8 protein-coding genes are annotated in these 20,070 nt (G+C 40.5%); 4 read left to right on the top strand and 4 right to left on the bottom strand.

Translation table 11 applies throughout. From position 1 onward, the window contains the following. On the top strand, nucleotides 1-1,383 hold the full coding sequence (locus FTD44_RS07660) for a RagB/SusD family nutrient uptake outer membrane protein (RefSeq protein ID WP_222165900.1): 1,383 nt from the start codon (nucleotides 1-3) through the stop codon (nucleotides 1,381-1,383). Nucleotides 1,384-1,450: 67 nt separating this feature from the next. Further along, nucleotides 1,451-2,884 carry a thioredoxin family protein gene (locus tag FTD44_RS07655; RefSeq protein ID WP_222165899.1) on the top strand — a complete coding sequence of 478 codons (1,434 nt, stop codon included), beginning with the start codon at nucleotides 1,451-1,453 and terminating at the stop codon, nucleotides 2,882-2,884. Nucleotides 2,885-2,941: 57 nt separating this feature from the next. On the opposite strand, the gene FTD44_RS07650 is transcribed toward FTD44_RS07655, so the two are convergent. Then, nucleotides 2,942-3,250: a DUF6520 family protein gene (locus FTD44_RS07650; RefSeq protein ID WP_222165898.1), complete on the bottom strand. Its 309-nt coding sequence runs from the start codon at nucleotides 3,248-3,250 to the stop codon at nucleotides 2,942-2,944. A gap of 879 nt (nucleotides 3,251-4,129) precedes the next feature. Here FTD44_RS07650 and FTD44_RS07645 point away from each other — a divergent pair. Beyond that, complete coding sequence (locus FTD44_RS07645; RefSeq protein WP_222165897.1) at nucleotides 4,130-5,170, top strand: histidine kinase; 1,041 nt, start codon at nucleotides 4,130-4,132, stop codon at nucleotides 5,168-5,170. Continuing rightward, complete coding sequence (locus FTD44_RS07640; protein WP_222165896.1) at nucleotides 5,157-5,867, top strand: LytR/AlgR family response regulator transcription factor; 711 nt, start codon at nucleotides 5,157-5,159, stop codon at nucleotides 5,865-5,867. Before FTD44_RS07645 ends, FTD44_RS07640 begins: the two co-directional genes overlap by 14 nt. Here the strand turns inward: FTD44_RS07640 and FTD44_RS07635 are convergent. The 3 genes from FTD44_RS07635 to FTD44_RS07625 all read right to left on the bottom strand — a co-directional run bounded on the left by FTD44_RS07635 (nucleotide 5,853) and on the right by FTD44_RS07625 (nucleotide 20,059). Further along, the gene (locus FTD44_RS07635) at nucleotides 5,853-8,615 is read right to left on the bottom strand and encodes a lantibiotic dehydratase (protein WP_222165895.1); all 2,763 of its coding nucleotides are present in this window, start codon (nucleotides 8,613-8,615) and stop codon (nucleotides 5,853-5,855) included. The two genes, FTD44_RS07640 and FTD44_RS07635, sit on opposite strands and share 15 nt — an antisense overlap. A 324-nt stretch (nucleotides 8,616-8,939) precedes the next feature. Beyond that, complete coding sequence (locus FTD44_RS07630; protein WP_222165894.1) at nucleotides 8,940-9,767, bottom strand: hypothetical protein; 828 nt, start codon at nucleotides 9,765-9,767, stop codon at nucleotides 8,940-8,942. Continuing rightward, nucleotides 9,764-20,059: an RHS repeat domain-containing protein gene (locus FTD44_RS07625; RefSeq protein ID WP_222165893.1), complete on the bottom strand. Its 10,296-nt coding sequence runs from the start codon at nucleotides 20,057-20,059 to the stop codon at nucleotides 9,764-9,766. The genes FTD44_RS07630 and FTD44_RS07625 overlap by 4 nt, the downstream gene beginning before the upstream one ends. Between the last annotated feature and the right edge of the window lie 11 nt (nucleotides 20,060-20,070).

Raw genomic sequence — 20,070 nt, 5'->3', positions numbered from 1 at the left:
ATGAACCGCAATTTAACCTTTTATACCTTTGTCCTGTTTTTATGGTTGCTAACAGGATGCAAACAGGACTGGCTTGACGTTAAACCAGACAAAGGGCTTTCTGTACCACAAACGTTAAGTGATTTCCAATCTATACTTGATGATGAGAATGTACTCAACCGGCAATATACTTTTGTGGCCAATGCCGGAACAGATAATGTGTTTGTCGCAGATGCCGATGCAGGAAACTTATCTGAATCTGATTTGAACCAATATACCTGGAGCCTTAAAATAAATTGGCTTAATGGATCGGCAAACGAATGGAACCATCCCTTTACGGTAATCAATTCCGCAAATATAGTACTGGACGGCATTGATAAGTTTCCGTCAAATGATCAGACCGCATTATACCTTAAGGGACAATCGCTCTTTTACAGGGCTTATGCGTATTATACACTCGCCCAGGTATTTTGTAAACCTTATAGTAAAGCAACTGCCAGCAATGACCCAGGGCTACCCATCAGGACAAATACTAATACAAATGAAACTAAGCAACGATCTTCCCTTCAGGAGGTATACAATTTAATCTTAAATGATCTTAAAGAAGCCTCAAAATTACTTCCTGAAACAAAACCAATTCTAACCAGGACGACGGCTGTAGCCGCTCATGCATTACTTGCAAGAGTATATCTAACCACCGGAAACTATGCAAATGCAAAATTGCAATGCGACGCCGTATTGTCCAAACAAGCAACATTAATTGATTATAATGATAATCAAATTGTTTCTCCCTCCCGCACCTTCCGGTTTCCTGCAAATGGCATCGGCAATCCCGAAATCATTTTTTATGGGTATTCTATTGGCGGTAATTTCAGGGGTTCGACAAAAGGCTCTGTCGTCCAGGCCAGCAGGCAGTTATATAATCTTTATGAAGACAATGATCTGAGAAAAGAATTGTGCTATGCCCTAACCGGAGACAGGCTCAACTTTGTAGCCAGTTATACAGGAACTTCTGCCACTTTTGGTGGTATTGCGACAAACGAAATATACCTGATAAGGGCAGAGTGTTTGATACGTACCGGAAATGTTGCGGCAGCACTAAAGGATCTGAATTTGCTGTTGCTTAACCGCTATAAAAAAGGGACTGCACCCACCATAACCCAAAATGATCCAAAGAAATTGCTGCTAACCATTATTGACGAACGAAGGAAAGAACTCGCCCGGTATACTAATTCTCGTTGGGAAGACCTCAGAAGATTTAACCTTGAACCGGAATTTGCAGTGGAACAAAAGATCACTCTAAAGGGTCAAACCTATATCCTTGCTCCAAATAGTCCACGATATGTCTTAAATATCCCTGACCTTGAAATCAGAATAAGCGGCATTGACCAAAATTTAAGATAAGATGAAACACTCAATCATACACTATTTCCTGTATATTGTTTGCTTTGTAGCAAACCTAGTCCCAAACATGGTTCAGGCGCAGGAAAAGAAAACATATACAATAAATATTAAAGTAAAGTATGCTTTAAATGCCCCGGGTGACACCCTGTCCCTTATGTTCGGCCCGCAGACAGTAAATCAAAAAATAAGAAACAGTTTTATTGCAATTGTAGACAAAAGTGGATATTGTTCACTTAAGGCTGATGTGGAATTTCCTTACGGATATGTGTCTATTAAAAAACTTAAAACACATCCTCGCTGGAGGGGGGATTCGAGAATGCTAGCTAACGAATTATTCTGGGAAGACGGCGACGATATTACTATAAATATTCCAGACAACGCACAAATTAGTGATTATTCCACTAATACAACCTTTAGCGGAAAGGGGGCGGAAAAATATAACACGCTATATGCCGTCAGAAAAGAACAGAATGATTATAACAATGAATTACAGACGCATCCGGAAAAAAACGCAGCTTATTTTAAGGATCCTTATACAGACACTATTCCTGTGGATAAAGAAAAGATCGAGCGGTTGCTTCATGTTTTACAAAAAGGGAAAAATGTTATGTCCCCTTTTGCTTTTGAAGTGCTCCAGACAGATATCTTAATGAGGGATCGACAATATGTTTCAGAGTTTTTAGTCTCCTATTCCCAAAGAGAACTTAAGAACAAAACTCAGGCCGATCGCAGTTTCTTTGCGGACAAGGTCTTGTCAACTTTTTTCCCATACCCGAAATTGGCCGTTTCCGATAGTGCAATAGCCTCTTCTCTTGAATTTCAAACCTGTTACGGCCGGATAGCATATCTGGTAGCGAACCTTAAAACCAGCACGCCTGACATTTCCAATATAATCAAAGAAATCAAGCCGATCGGCAATGGATTCAAAGAACAATCCATGTTGCTTGGTGCAATAAACCTTGTGGGGGTGTCAGAAAAAAAACACGGCCTTAACATAGCAAATAACCTGGTTACCATTCCAAGGTATAAGCTGATGCTGGAAAAACACCGGCAATTGTTGGGTAAAAATATTTCTGGATTTGTTTTCGATGATCCGTCCGGTAAAAAGATTGACCTCGGATCTTATAAAGGAAAGCTCTTGCTCATAGATTTCTGGTTCAGCGGTTGTGGGGCATGCGCCACTTATTACCAGAATATAGTATCCAAAGTAGAAGAGGAATTTAAAGAGGATAAACGGTTCATGGTAATTTCTGTTTCCTGCGACACTAAAAAGGACATGTGGTTAAGGTCTATTGCCAACAATACCTATTCAAACAAAGAATGCGTAAACCTTAACACGGGCCCGGAAGGTAATCTACACCCCTTGTATAACTATCTGGGTGTGTACAAATCTCCTTATGTAATGCTTGTTGATAAAAATGGCGAAGTCGTCGTTTTAGACACGCCTGAATTGCGTGCAAGTACAGTTTCACTGGCAAAAGCAATACGGAAGTATCTTTAAAAATAAAGGGGGCAGTAAACTGCTCCCCTTATTTTTAACCTTTATAGTCCCAAAAAACTATGGACGGTAATCTGTTACAGTCGCTTGGCTCTCGATTTGAGCAGGGCTCATAGGAGAAGTCAACGGTGCGTCAGAAACCCAACGACATGGAGTTTCACCGTCGGTACAATCATTTTGACCTGGTTCCCCAGGTAAGAAATTGATCGTACCATTGCTATTTTTAGAATCATAGTGATAAACCTGTGAAGCAATTTCGGTTTTTACTTCAGGTTTTGCTTTTGCTTCGGTTTTTGTCTCAGGAGTGCCTGCAAACGAGAATGCTGTAGCCAGCATAAGGGCAGCTGTTGATAAAACGATACGTTTCATAATTTTAAATTTTTGGGGAGTTTTTGAAAAAATTATCGGCTCCGGCCAATTACTAAGCAACTGGTTTTGCGGGTTAGAAATAGTGCCTACTCTTTTTTACTGGTTTTCAGCTACGCCAGTTTTTATGAAAAAGTCATCTTTCCGCCGAAATCACATTCTATGCCAAATGACTAATATTAGACTTAATAATTCACAGAATTATGGAAATAAAAATTATATTTACAACAAAAAGCAATTCGACACAGCACCATTTTTATTGGCTTTTATATCCTTTAAAATCTACTTGAAAATCAAAAATTCTTTGTCAATTTTTATTATTATATCTGCATTTCAATCCTGAACTTTTAATATTTATTCCTATTCCATTCTGCCTTTCTTGAACACAAAGTTATAGTCAAAAACAAATACGAAAATCAATTCATTTCCCAGTTTTGGGATTTTTTATCTGAACAGCAGCATTCTTTGTACGAACGACAAATAAATTATTTAAACGACAGTATTTCCTTTACGAATGACACCTACTTTTCTGAAAGCATACCTATATAAAACAAAAAAAGCCGGGATAACCCGGCAAAAAGTTGAACAATCTTCAAATAAATTACTTTACTACACATAGAAAAGTTACTGTGGGATTAGTGCCAACCGTTGTAGTAGTTGGATCACCACCCGACTTCCCTGTAGTTTTCTTGTTTAAATTGCTTTGGAACTTAAAAGAAGAAATTCTTTCAATTTTAATACTTTGATTTTTCATAATCTGTTAGTTCTGAATTGTTATTAATATTTAATTGACTTAAATATAAGCACAACCTCAAAATCTTCACATTATTATGTCTAAACAGCATTATTACCTATTTGAATGTCATACTTTAAAAAATTTCTATGTCAAAAACTAACAAAATATTATGGCACATATTTGCAATAGCGCTATTCATTTTTATAGAGTCCTATGTCGTACTCTTAATGGGTTCAAAAGCTTTTCTCGGCGATTTTATAATTTTTTATGGTGTACAAATTGTGTTTTTCTTTCTGGCAACCCATTTAATACTCCCGAAGATAGACCTATTAATAAAGCTTTGGTCAATTAAAGTATTATTACTAGCAATTTATGTAGTAACATTCGCATACTTAATTTTTGGAATTACTTTAGGCCAATATCGTTTTAGAAATGTAGCATTTGACTATAGCCAATATAAAACCTATATATTAAGGTATTTAATGAGGCAGATTTATATTTTCTCTATCGCTTTCGGATATTGGTATGCCAAAAAATCAATTCTTTACGAGAGACAAAAGAGAGAACAAGATGTCGCTATTTCAAAACAAAATGAGGAATATGCAAAGTTAGAACTAGCGTTACTCCGTACCCAAATGAGCCCTCACTTAATGGTAAATGCATTAAGTAGTGTACAAGGAATTTTAATGGAAAGGGCGCCAGAAACGGTACGGATTATTTACTCCTTAATGGATATTCAAACCAGCGCGCTGGAAATGAGCAACCCAGCCTTTAGAAACTCCTTATCAAACGAGCTTAAAGTCATGGAACAGGTTATTGATCTTTTCAAAAATTTAGGTAAAACAAATTTTCAACTTTCTTTAGAGATAGATGAAGAATCTAAACAGATGGATTTCCCCCCTCATGCGCTGGTTACCTTAATCGAAAATGTGTTTAAACATGCAGATTTCAATAAGAAAGATATGCCACCATTTATATTGATTAAGGCAGATATTTCAAAAGTCCAGATACTCATACAAAACAAAACTGCCATTAATTTACCTAATAGTGAGCGGGAGCAAATGGGAACAAAATCAGTTCTTCAAACTCTTGAAAACTTTTACCCAAAAAGGTATCGATGGAAAGAGTCTTTTGCTGCCGGATTCTATGAACTCGACCTAAAAATATTAAGAAATGACCCAGCTTAAATGCTTTATATTAGATGATTTCCCTTCACAATTCAAAGTGCTGGAAATTATGATAAAGAACCATGAGGACCTCCAACTCATCGGAACTTCCAGTAGTCCTGCAGATTTTTTAAAAGAGGTCGACAATGGATTGCACATCGACCTATTATTCCTGGATATTGAAATGCCCGGCATATCCGGATTAGACGTTGCAGATTTGATGAAAGGCAAAACAATAGTAATTTTTACAACAGGATACAGAGAGTATGCATTCGAAGCATTTTCTCTTAATGTAGCAGACTATTTATTAAAGCCAATAAGACAAGAACGATTCAACGAAGCAGTAGAAAAAGTCAAAAAACTTATTTGTGGAGATCAGGTAAGTGTTCTCAAGCAAATAATAACTATTCCAGGGAAACATAAAGGCAGCTTTATTAAGATAAAATTGGGTGATATTTTTTATATCAAATCCGACGGAAACTATATGACCCTTGTTCTTAACAACAAAAATTACATATTCATAAGTTCTCTAGAAAAGCTCCTCGAGCAATTTTCTTCAAAGCATTTTATAAGGGTCCATAGGTCCTACCTGATCAATACTAATAAAGTAAGTTCAATCCAGGGAAACCTAATTTACATGGAAAATGGAAATAAAATTCCTATCGGCAGAACGTACCGATTATCCGTTCTGCCGAAGATTATTTCATCCTTCCATTAATGAAGTTCGCTTGAATTGAATCTCCTTGATCCGGTTCATCAAAAGATTATATATAATAGTCTCATGTTCTCTTTGCTTATCGGAAAAGAGTCTATTTATATGCATATGGAAAAAATCTGCAAATAGTTGAATCTGCCTCTCCCGTGCAAGAGGCCTTAGAACGGCAATATAGGCATTTGTAATTTCAATTTCCGACACGGTTGAAATTTCTGCTTGCCTTGGCCTAATCTCTATCTTATAAAAGCTATTGATGGCTTTAAATGCCTTCGAATTTAAATTATGTTCATTATTATGGACTGATAACAATTTACTAAAAACAGGTTGTAATTCCAACTTTCCAAAAATGGAGTTTCCCACCCTGATCATTATGTCAACTGTATTCAGATAAAGTGTAACTTTATCAGGGAGATTTTTAATAACCTGCAGAACATATACTGAATCATGACAAAACAGCTCTTCGACCTGATCTATGATATTAGAACCATAACGCTCCAATTCCCGCCTGTAAGTACATATTCTTAAATCTTTCAGAAAGCCTCTGTCTCTTATCTCAGCAAAAAACTTTTGTATAAATTCCATTACCATGCTATAATCGGATAAATCATTTAACTGAAGTCGTAGCCTAAGGTGATCCCCAGACTCATTGTACCGGATAAAAAACCACTTCTGAATCTTACCTTTAAGTTGGTTTAAGACAGAAGATATTTGGGCAATTAGTACTTCGTTTGCCTTACATGGATGTATAAACAATTCAAAATACATCCATTCACTTCCAGGCAAAAAGGTCCTCTGCACATTTGTTTCGTTGCTATTCAGTCTTACACCAGGATAAATGGTACTATTATGGGAAATACTTAATACCAGCTCAGTTGCATAGGAATTACCAATTGAATCACGGATCAGAATTTCTTCCTGGGTAAAGCTCTCCTGTATCCAAAGTTCCTTTTTGGTTTTCAGAATCGAATAGATTAGATCCAAATCCTCCACTGAACCACTATTCAGATGTAGTGTTTGATCAGCATACCCAATTTTTACAAAACGATACCTCCCATTAAGGCTTACCCCATTTTTAAAATTTTCATTGGAAACAGGAAAATCTTCGAGCCTAATTCTCCAACCTGCAGGTGATAGTATCAAATTTTTGAAGCGGATTTGGGGTTTAAAGTCTACGTTTTCAAACGCAGTATCTAAATTGGGGATTAAAGAGAGCTTGATATTTTGGCTCTGTATATCACATAGGAACCGGAATAAAGAAAGATCAGAACGTGTATAAGTATAAGCACTGGAAAGTCTGGGAATAAGTCTCTTTTTTAATGTTTTTGAATACAATATGACCTCAGCCGAACGGACTCCTATATAAATGTCATTTAAAGGGATTTGGGCTGTATTTTTTGAAAAGGAATGAATAGAAACCTGATAATCATAAATTGGTCTCCTCCTATTGATATTATCGACATTTCTCTCGCCACAATAAGCAATATCAAAAAAGAGCACCTCTGGATTAGCTTCAGATTCTAACCTCGCATTATCTCTGCACAACATAAGAATTTCATCGTCTACCAGATTGAATCGACCTAAAATGGAATTGGCAGATGCCCCCCCTAACATACTGACAAAATAGCCATCGCCCGCAGGACTGACTATAGCGTTAAATGTGTTCGGTATTTTATGCCACTCTTTCTTTTTAAGATCATTGTAGTCCTCCAGATGAATAACGGATGGCAAAGTCGCTTTTGTGAATAGACTCTTTTTCAACAATTCTGACAGATCAGGGCTCTTTTCTTTAATTGACTCAAAACCCGTAAACAGATCTATAAGTTCGTCTCCATTATAATTTTCCAGGTCCCCATATCCGATACCCATTTCGGGATCAAGGGCTTCCAGCAATTTAATGGCCCGCTGATCGTATTGGTTTAAAAACCGATCTTTAAACCGTATCAGATCTTCAGGCTCTGAACTTGAGTATTGTCCAGAAAGAAAAGTTATCAATTCCTTGAGTTCAACTTCGTATGGAAAATGGATTGAACCGCTATCACTTGTTCTTTGACAAATATCATAAGTTCTTACCCGACCGGGGAAGCACTCTAATTTATGAAGGTCATCAATAATGCTTGCCTGGCAATTAGTAAATATCAGTTGGTTTATAATAAGCGTTACAAGTATTTCTTTCAGATCAGATTCACTCTCAAAATCTGCAAGAAAACGAGCTTTGATTTCCATGAAAGATCTAGTTTCCGTGCAGAATTCAATCAAGTCTACAATAACTTGATAATATGGAATATCACTTAATTCAAACTGCTCCCCATTCTTATAAATACATCGTATCAGTTCACCGCATTTATAACTGGCTGAATTAGATTGAAAACAAAGATCTTGTATCGAATATTGTGACCACTGATCCTGAAATTCAATAATTTCCCGCCAGTCAAGAAAGGAGTGCCTGATCATTTTATCATTTAGGGTTAGGATATCTCCAGGATTCCCTAGGCCAGCTATTCCGATACTTGCAAAAGTGCCATAAGGCGTAGGGCGAAACCGTGCACGATTAAAATACTTAGCGATCGTGTACTGCACTGGCCTTGAGTCATTTTCGATATCTTCAAAATGCATGTGCTCTATAATCTTATAAAAGTCAGGCGATGATATCTTAATTGAGGCTTTTAGGTCATCCCAGCAGTCTTCAAGCTTAGCATTGATAGGAAATTGTGGTGTCCTAAAAAGGACTTTTTTATTGAGGTTATATTTCATGATAGTTGTTTTAATCCAAACTATCCGATTTTTTATAAATGCATTAATAAATTATTTGAATGGCATTATACGTTGTAAGTAAGGAAAAACAATTGAAGCGACGAAAAGTTGTCGCTTCAATTATTGGTATCGATTTTTCCTTAAAGCTACAAATGGTGAAATTTAAAACTTAATCCCAAAAGCTATAAGCTAATGAATTTATCGATTCTTCTTGTATGCCAATGTTGATTTCGACAATTGGTAATCCTTTTGAATAATAAAATGATCTTGTAGTGCTTCGATATTCTACGATACTCTTGAACTGCCTCAATACAAGGGCAAAAATTATTTATAATATTTATAAATAATCAATTTTTTTTTGCCATTACTCAATATTGATCCTATTGAGCTTAATAGTCCGTTGTTATATGAATAATTGTAAACTATAACATCACCATCACTAAAGCAAACAACCCTTTGAACAACTTGATTAAGACCATTTAGGGTCTTCTTTTCAAATTGTGTTATTTTGTTATTATTTTCATTTTGAATCCCGTTTGAAAAATCATTATAATCCGAAAAATATTCAATTTCGTTAAAAGGATCAAGTTCGCTAATAATTGTTTCCGATTGAAGTCGTTTTCCTTCGTAAAGTTTACGCGACATGGATTTTTTTGAATATAAGAACTCAACCCAGTTATAAACTTTGCCATTTGCATCCATCCTTTTCTCAACATTTATGGTTGAATCTTTATTAAATTTCTGAATCGATAGAAGAGTAGTTTTTTCTCTTCTCTTCTCCCATAAAGTAATTTGAGGGAACCTATATTCATATAAATAAAATATTGAATCCTTATCATCTCTTTTAATCGCCATTGATTGTAAATGATCATTGTTCCAATTAAAGAGCAATTCATTTGTTAACAAATTACCGTCGTTTGTTTTTGTATATTCTATTTCTTTTTTAAGCTTTCCATTTGAAATTATATATTCTTGATATTTAAAAGTATCATTTCCTTCCACTTTTAAAAGCTCAATCTTGGAGTATAATGTTAAGTCTATATTCTGAAGTTCCTGTTTTATGAATTTTCCATAAAAGGGAAAATTTGGATTTTGTCCATGACAGAAAGAAACTAAAAAAACTAAACCGGTTAATAATCCTATTTTTATCATTTTGATTTTGTTTTAGATTTACTGTTGCTTTTCATATTTTCAATTTGCCTATCAATCTCCCTTTGAATTTTCCCTGCAACTGAATTTGGAAGATGATCTTTTATATAGGTATATTGGGGAGATGTACCTTTACTTGCATCCCATTTAACATCAGAACTTTCATCTTTAAAGAACGTATCGTGATCTTGCTCTTCTGTAAATTTACTTCCATATTTAACTCTTCTAAACGCGTGAGCAATCGCTTCATGAATAATAGTATTTGCTGCATCAAAAAATTTAAATCTTTCATATATATCGTCTAATTGCTTTGCTGCTAATCTAGACTTTTCGACTGTTCCTTTAGGTAAATAAATAAATACAACACCTCTTTTTTGCGCTACAGTTTCTTTAAATGCCCTGCTACCCATAACCTCTGGGGTAAAGATATCATCATTTGCCGTTAGGACACCAGTGCTATACATTTCCACCATCTTTGCATCTAATCGAGGCCCTGTATAAGCTTTCCCCATCCCTCTAAATGCCTTAGAAGACATTGACTCATTTTTCACCTCTTGGAATCCATCTAATATTATTATATTATAACCTTTATTTATATCGGGATTTTTAAAATCTGCCATTTCTTGTTGCATGGTTTCAACTCCATTAATTATCGTAACAACTGGTTCTCCTTTAATGGATTCAATCTTTTGATCCATAAAATACAAATCCTCTAGTCCTTCAATATCGATACTTGATATTACTCGATTTCCCGCGAATTGATAAGGTGTATAATATGGATACTTTTGCGAAAGTGGGTCCACTGCAAAGAATCTCCCTAATCTAGGATCAAAATCTCTAAATTCAAATGCTAATTGATTACCCTTACCTTTTACTTCATTATCCTTTTCCTGTCCATTAAATCCGAACCTTCCTCCACTTCCAGTACTCCGCTCATTCATCCCAAACCCAAACGGATAATAATCCGTTGTACTGCTTACATCGGCATGGAAGCCTTTGTACAATAAATTGGCTGCACCATAGCCCGTCTTACGGTCAAGTACATTAGCTAGTACATTCCCTAAGTGATCGGTAAGTTCATATTCTTTAGTTCCTAGTGTTCTTACCGTAGCAAAGGAATCCACCAGACGGTCTGCAGGGCTCTGCGGATTGCGTACACCCTTCTTCACCATTTCCTCGTAGGCCAGGCTGTACCAGGGCACTCTTGCACTGGCTCCCTGTACCACTGGACTACCGGGTGTATAGATGTTTCTATACTGTTCCGGCTGGTAGTACTTGATGCCCAGTCTGCTGCTGCCATACAGGTGATGCTCGGCCAGGTATAGCGTATCGGCATCGATATTCTGTGGATTTGGTGTATTTACAAACTGCATTACCGACATCGGCAGTATACCATTATTGGCCGCATTTACAATCCAGCTGTTCACCGATATGGCTGTTACTCCTGGTATGGCTTTGATCGCATGACTTACATTGGCTATACCGTAAGTGCCGATATAGGTTTGTAAAAATAAGGGTTTATCTTCATCATAGATCACATTCAGTTTGGTCGCAGGGCTGAACTGGCCCAGGAATACTCCGGGGTCATTACCGTCCATCCAATCGGCCATATAGCCGATCAGGTCTTCGTTATTGCCATCGGTACGGTCAGCAAGCCCATCAATAAGGGCCTCGGTCACCGGGCGGATATTATCGAGTATATCCTGGCGCAACACCACAGGATCCTTAAGCATATTTTCCCAGAAAGGTGATGGGTCATAATCCCTTACTCTATCCACGAACAGATTACCAAAATCTCTACTTCCGTGCTCTTCAATAAAGTTCTGCATGGCCATAACTTTATCCCACTCGGTCAAACCTTCGGGATCATAGCCCATATTGGCAAGCAGATCATCAGCCAGCGCGCGGGTATCGCTTACCAGGTGCAAAAGGGTCTGGCTCCGCGATTCCGCATCATTCTCAGCATTGGTCAGGTTTTCGATCAAGTAGCCGGCGCGCATCGTTTTTTCCGGTGTTCCCATAAAGGCATTGCCGATCAGATTCCAGTCCGTAGCTACAATATCTCCATAACTGGTGGGCAGGTACATTTGCAGGGCCTGACCATACATCGGCTGCGACTGGCTCATATAATAAGCCGTCGATTTGCTGATGATTTTATTATAAGCCCAGCTGCCGTTGGTACCCACCACCTGGTTCATAAAGTCATTGACAAAAGCACCATTGCTGCCCACCTGGTTGGTGTAGAAAGGAGCCAGCTCTGTAGCCGTAGCAGACATAATCAGCTGATCATTCAACCAGTCTATGGTATTGCTACCATTAATGGTTGCTTTCTCTTTATATACTGCAAGGATATTGCCCTGGGCATCACGCACATAAATATCGCTGGTACGCAACGCTCCTGTATTACCACTGCCGATATTCTGCCAGTAGTCTTTACGGATACGGTTACCCATACCATCGTAGGCAAACTGCAGCTGCATTGTGTCTTCCTGGGTAGTACCCTTACTTAAGGTCAGCATTTTACCGTACACATTCCAGCGGATATCCTTAATACCCTCACTGGCGTCGCTCTTGAGGTTACCAATGGCATCGTAGGTATAGTTGCCGGTGGCCTGGTTATTTTTCAGGTCATTGCCACCGGTGGTGCTTACCGCATCGCTTACATAGCCCAGTTTATTATTCTGGCTGGCATTTAGATAATGGTAACTGAGGTTATCCAGTGGGTTACCCGCTCCGTCATTACGGGTCAGGGTCTGGATATTGCCGTCAGGATCGTAACTGTACGTATTTTTATAGGCATCAACCATGCTGGTCATCGCCATAGTAATATTATCATACAGGCTGTACTCTGTCTTTTTGATCCGGTGCAGCTGGTCATAGGTATAGTCGCGCACCATATTAGGGCTGCCCACCGTAGCGGTAGCCTGGCGCACAATATTACCATTGTACAGGGAACGCGTAGGATTTGGAAGGGTGCTTACGCTGGCAGCCGGGTCTATGGCCTTATAATCACTGGCATAATAATCCAGTGTATGGCTCATCACATCGGCCGGGTATACGCTATCTACACCATCATGGCCCATATCGCGATCGGTATTTAGGCCGTCCCCATTAATGGCTTTCAGCCAGCCCTGAATGGTATAGGCATACTGTACGCCCTGTACATTCAGGTCGCCGTACTGCACTTCGGCCAGCGGACCATGCTTATAATAGGCATAAGCCGCATCACGGTCCCATTCCAGCCCGTCTTTGGAGCTGAACGTGGCTACCAGGCGATTATCAGCATCGTAATCGTAACGCTGGTAGAACTGGTCGGCAAAGCCGCGGTTATAGCTCAACATATTCACCTTACCACTCAACAGGTCATAATCGTAGTCAATCCGTTTGAAGCGCTGTTTCATGTAATCCAGGTATGGGTTGTCATGGGTAAGCGTTTGCACATTGCCCATGGCATCATAACTGAAGTGGGTCGCATAGTGATAATAGGAGTCGATAGACATCTGCGTGGTTACCGTCGGGCTATACAGGATTGCACTCACCCGCTTACGCAGGTTCTGCTGATCGGAAAGCATATTATCGAATCCTTGCAGGGAGATCAATGGTTTGTCATAACGGGTAGCCACTACCTCTTCCCTTACTTTAACTTTAACCCAATCGGCAATGCTACCGGCCCCGTTCATATTCTTCATGAACAGATTTGTAATAAATACCGGGTGCTGACCTACAGAAAGGGTCGTATCTCCGGTAATCTGTCCTGTTTCCACCACCCGGCTCTGGTCGTCATATAAGGTATAACTATACTTTTTTCCAGCGCGTTGTACAGCATTTTGTGAGAACACCAGGCGACCAGCCTTGTCATAGAAAAACTCGGTAATGCCCCCATCCGGCGTCTGCTGCCATACCAGCTGGTTAAAGCTGTTATAGCGATAGTTACTGGCCTTATTATGTTCAGCTTTCATACTCAGGTTGGTAACCGATGAGCTGGCATTACGGGCGCCATCAACTGCAGCAGTTGCTACAGTTCCCAGGGCCTGTACCCCTGCCGGCGGTACAGTACGGGTAAGATTTCCGGCAAGGTCATAATAGTATAGAGTGTAGTGATACTGCTGGGACTGCATGCTATGTTGCAAGGTGTCTATCGCATTTTTAGGGTAAAACCATGCCATGGCAGCGGCAAGACCTGCCTTCACAGAATCGATATAGGTAAAGTGCAATTGGGTACCCTGCTCCACCGCAGCCAGCAGGCTACTGTGCTCACAACTATTGGTATCGATACATTGTAATTGCTGCCCATAATTATCCTGCAGCACTACATCCTGCAATTTGCTTCCAGCAGCAATCGGGAAGTCAGTATATCCATAAACGGTTACCGTATCGGTACCGCGGGCCATGAGCACATTAAAGCGGTATACATCAGTTGCGCCTTCTGTTGTATATACAGATGGACTCACGCTGAGCATGGCATACTCCTGGGCAGGACCGGCCATCTTTACAGATGGGGTGATATAGATATTGTATAGTTTATTGTCCGTATCAAAAATACGGTACCAGGCATTTCCATTCCCCTGGCGGAAGGCTTTTACCGATGCATTGCCACTACCAGTGTTTCCACTGATATTTACGGTAGCAGCAGCAGGGAATAACTTATTACTGCCCAGGCTGGCTTTTACCTGGCCCAGTAAGGTGTTCAGGCGCTGAAATCCACCGTGGCTTCCCTGGTTCTTATTCCAGTAATACAAGCTACCCTTATTGTCGGTACACCAGGGGCTGTTATAACTCAGTTTCAGGTCTGTTGAGGAAAATGCACTGATCTGCTGTTGCAGGGTTGCCGGAGCAAGGGCTGCAGCAACCTCACTTTCACTAAGGCTTGAGAGTCCATATACATAGGTAAGGTAAGCCTGCTTATCGGTCGTATTGTAATCGCTGCTTCGGTATAATTTATTACCCAATACAATTTTTATATAGGTCGCTGTGGTATCAGTCCCCGCAAAATTCAATACCGCCTGGCTTACGCTTGCTTTATCTATGGGCAACGTACCTGTTGCATCGATCATATAACGGGTTGCATCGCTATAGCTTCCATCCTGGTTCAGTATGCGAACACTTTGATTGCTGACTGCCCCTCCACTAATCGCCGGTGCGGCACCATTTTGTTTAAACAATTCCGCACTGTAACCTGCAGGCAGGTACTGGTAAACCCCTGCCCCCGCATTGGTTTGGATATAATTTCTAAGGTTTCTGATGGTGTCTCTATCGCTGATCGTTGCCAGATCAAACCATACCGTCACCTTATTATCCGACATATTTTTGAACATAAAATGATCAATGCGCACATAAGGGAAAGCCTGCTGCAGTGATTGAACAAAGCTTTTGGCAGGACTAAAGTCTGTGGCGCCAGCGGTGGCAAAAGTTACCTGCACGGTAGCGGGAGATCCGGTTATGGCAATCTTATCGGTAAGGCCACAGCCTGCTGCCAGCGCTTCATACTGTTCTATGCCATGTTTTTTACCCAGTTTATAGTTCAGGTAGTTTTGCAGGCTGGTCTCAAAAAACGGGTGTGCAGCATTGGTAGGCATAAGGTAAGTAGCGGCAGCACTGTAATAGTCGGCAACTGCCCGGCGCAACAGTTCACAGTTAACGCACTCCTCTACCCCATCCGGACTTCTTGGGTCCATCATAGGGAGGTTATGGCTCCAGATATTATACAAAGTGCTGGTATTACGCGTAGCACCCGTTGACTGTACCACAACCTGCTTATTTAAGGTAATGTAGGCCAGATTATCTGCCACGCCACCTTCGGCAAGGCCATAAGTAAGGCTATCGGCAAAAAGGTTATGACTGTTGCTAAAATTTATATAAGTAAATAAAGTGGCGCCTAAAGGATCGGTTTCTTTTAAGGGGCTGGCCAGTACATTACCCGCTACGTTTCGCTCTGCAAGAAACAGCGTATCGCTCAGGCTACCGGAAGTAATTGCCAGTTTATATACTGTTGCATTTACCGTATTGCCGGCACTGATCGGATAGGTAGTTACGAAACCATTAATATTAATACTACTTCCACTGGATAATGCAAACCGGGTAAGCAGCGCCTTTTCAAATACATTACTATTAGTAATCGTTATTGAAGCAGAACCACTGCCTGTCGCCTGGGCATTTAATAATGCATTGGTAACATCTATACGGTTCATAAAGTCACCCAGACCCTGGTAGAACTCAGGCGATTTAGCAATATAACTACCTTTTTCTGTCAGCAGTTTTTTATTAAATACAGCATATTTGGTTAGGAAAGGCCCACACATGTCATCGTACTTGCCCATGGCTACGAGCTTGTTTTTGATAATGTCCGGGGTAATATTTTCGCCCATGGAAGTGCCTGTACAAAATGATTCCAGATAGGTGCCCATGCCGGCTAGTTCCGCACTGTCCAAATTACCGCAACTTTTAAGGTCTTCCATTATAATGGCGATCTGGTGTTTACAGAAATCCTGACTGCCACCGGAAACCATACCGGCAACCATTGCCGGCCGAGATGTATCGCTGGTATTATTTTTTCTGCTGTTAATCAGATCTTTCACATCCTGGTCTATATAATCACTGGTTACATCTCCGTTTGCATCAAAAATGGTTGTAAAATTAGGCATGCCAATCATGTTCATGCGGAAACTGTCACATGGTCCGCAATCGGCCGTTGCTCCATCTGTCAACCTTTGTTTCAGTAAACCCCGGTTGGCCAGGTATAGGGCTTTAAGGGATTTAATATACAAATCCTTAATTTCCTTACTGGCCAGTGTCATGCTGCTGATCTGGCTCTGATACTGCTGTTCGCGGCAATAAACGGTTGCTTCTGCTGAATTACATCCACAATATGCCTGTGCAACAGCCATCGAGTCAAAGCGTTTGAGCAGCGCGGCATTGGATGCGCTCAGGCTTCCATCAGCCGCGAAATAAGACAACTGATCGGCACTGTAGGGTGCGCCTGATTTATTGGCAGTACATAAAGGATCTTGAGCAACAATACCGGAAAGGGTATGCAAGCCTAGAGAGACTGCCTGATCGTATGTTTCCAGTCCGGACAAGCGGGCCTCAAAATTGCCTGTATCACAGGCCAGCAGTTTACAATATTCAGGATGCAATGGCAGTAATGTTTCAGCAACATTATCGTTAAACCCTTGAATTAACTGCTCGGGAGAAGCATCCTCAAGGGCTACAGTCAGGGTGCTGATCTGTCCATAGACATCCATTTGTTCCAGCTGAAGGTCTAAGCCGTTTAAACAGGGAACCTGGTAACGGTAATAGGGCGTTCCATCATTACACTCAATAATTTCATAGTTCGTTGTATCCAGATATACCGTACAGTTCACTTTCGACATAAAGTTACCTATAGGCACTGACTGGGTAACCACCGTTGAAGTTGGAATTTCGGCCAGGCTTGTTGCCCAGATATATTTATCTGTTCCAGTAGCCATGGATCCGCCAGTAGAGCCGGGAACAGAACAATTTCCGAGGTAGTAGACATGATAGAGGCATTTACCCACATTTACCGCATTGGGATAATAGGCTTTTTTTGTTTCACAGTAAAGCGTATCGATATAGGTGTGCTTTACTTTATATGGTGCAGAGCCCGTATAAAAATAACCACCCTGAGGATATGGCGCCATTACCTCATCATACCATACCCATGGTATTTTATTGTCACTACCCATTTCGGTTAACAGCAGATTAGATCCGGGTACAGTCGGTTCATCTTGCCAGTCATCAATCCTTAATTTGTATTTACAACGATCGCCGATCTTTGGCGTATCGGTATGCTCCCAGTAATAGCTAACGCTATCATACACATCATAATAGGTAAAAATAGAGTTACCGCTTCCGGCAATAAATGAGCCGTCATCCGCTTTAATGTACTGTCCGTACTTAGCTCCGGGATACAGCTCTGATTTCAGTCTCTGGCGCAGCGCGTCACAGGCATTAAAGGTATCAGAAGGAGGACATGGAAAGCTTGTATTTTCAATTTCGCTCCGGATAAATACTTCTTTACCTGTATAACACAGGCCATTTCCGGTATTATTGTCGACAAATGAAGAAGCCATACTCCTGATAGTACTATCCGGAAAGCTGAGCTCCTTAATGATCGTATACTTTCCGGGCATCAGCTGAACAGAATCTTTAGTTCCCCAGTAATATTGGTGCTGATTACTGGTAGTAACCGAGTTAGTACCAGCGACATCTGACTTAGATAAATATATGCCACCACACTCGTCTATGATCTTATAATTCAGCTTTCCGGCAATATTGATATACTGGTTGCCACATCCGGTAGGGAACGGAGCAATATCCGCACTATAGCGAAGGCCGTTAAAACCCACCGCTTCATTATAATAACTATATTCAGCACGGCGCAAGCCATTATCTATCTGCTGCAGGTTACCGGCTAAAATATCCTGCACTTTATAGCTTGCTGAAGCCATATCTGCGAGCGTATCAATAGGATATAGCAGTGAAGAAGGTGAAGTTCCAGCCAGGGCCGTTGCCACGGTTTTCCCTGCAGGGTTTACAATAGCAAAGCTGGCCTGCCCATTCGGGTCTACCGTTACCTGCTTAGGGTAATACTGGAAATAGCCGGCCTCGGTTCCAAATAATCTGTTGAGCTCATTCTGCCCGGCCCGGACATAAGCATATCGGGTTCCGTGGTCTTTACCACGCTGAAAATTCTTCCCGGCTCCACCCTGCCAGAGTACCTTATCGGTATAATCAGGAGAATAGATGGTCTGAATAAATGGATAACCTCCCGCGTCAGGCACAAATTTTTGCATCCCGGATTTATCTGTGTTCTGATCAGAATAATATACACTTGCCAGCGCAACTGATGCAAAAGGGGCTACTGTATCGGTTACGCAACCGGTGTCAAAGTCTGGAGCCCTATAGGGCTGGTTGGTTCCTGCATGTAAAGAGAGGTTGCTTTTGAACTGCAAATTACTGCTAAGCACCGGTGTTGGTAATGTAGTAATGGCCGGACGCCCTTCAAAATCATAGATTTTATCTATTGCCACCACATAATTGAGGTCTGAATTAATTTTTGTCTGTGTTTGCCGATTCTTTCCCATACCATCAAAGTAATTCAGTACATGCTTATACTTACCTTCTTCCGCAAAACTGATGCTATACTGGTAGTTTACACTATCACTCTGATGGGGCGTTTCTACAATCAGGATACAATTTGAAGGTGCGCGATAAGGATTGACATTAAGACCGCCTGTTCCGAATGAGGTATTAGTAAGGTTTCCTGACTCCGGAAGGTTCCAATCGGAATAAACAAGATCGGTAAAGTTGACATTATCGGGACGGATCCTTCTTACACGGAATACAACTGCGCCATGTCCATAAACCACCGGGATAAAGAAATAGTTGTTCTCCGTCTGGATTCGTGTAGCATTATTTTTGAAATTATAAGGTACAGAAAAGGTACTTGCCGTATTTTTATACCCCGCACTTCCGCTTGTATGATTATAATCATTCAGCTTATAATCATCTATATAAGTCCACTCCAGTTCATACTTCACCGGTTTAAAATTATCATACATCGGCATAAATCCGGAGGGCAGGCTGCTTACTTCCGATGGTGCGTAATTCCCCCATCTCACCTCCAGTTCCTGGCTGGCGCTGTGGTAAGCCGAATTGACGAAAATCATTTTACCAGATAGATCATCATCATAGCGCTGGGTTACCACCTCAGCCTGGATATAAAAGTTTGGGGCCAGACCTGATTTAGAGACTGCCATAGGACTGGAGCCACTGATTTCCTGAACATCAATTAAGGTAAGATCAAAGGAATAAAATCCGCTTCCCGGTAGTTTAAGCAGGGTTGCATCCTTATAGGCAGCCAGGGAATCCTTATTATATTCAAGGGTAATGATATGGTTTTGGGTGGTATAGGTACCCGGACTGGCCGGATCACTATATCCTTTAACCTGGAATGTAAGCTGGTATTTGTAATTGCTCACTACATCTTTTGCATTATGATCTATAGCTACCTTAATGTAATTGGATACGCTTTTGAATGTATACTTCTGAGACCAGGAGGAAGGAATTGAGGTCATTTCGAACCATTCAAATGCACTGGTAGTACCCAGCAGATCATTGTATCCCGATGGTGATCCCATGGTTTTAATACTGCGGGAATAATATGCTTTTGATTCATGGTCCGGACGAAACTTAATATCCTGACCGTACCCGATCATACCGGTACATAATACCAGTAAAATAAATTGATATATATATTGAGCAATTTTTCTCATAATACCTTATT

Origin of the sequence: Edaphocola aurantiacus (genome assembly GCF_019797745.1) — a bacterium.
In the GTDB taxonomy this organism is placed as follows: domain Bacteria; phylum Bacteroidota; class Bacteroidia; order Chitinophagales; family Chitinophagaceae; genus Edaphocola; species Edaphocola aurantiacus.
The sequence above is the reverse complement of the archived record's forward strand: the minus strand, read 5'-3'. Positions and strand labels throughout refer to the sequence as shown.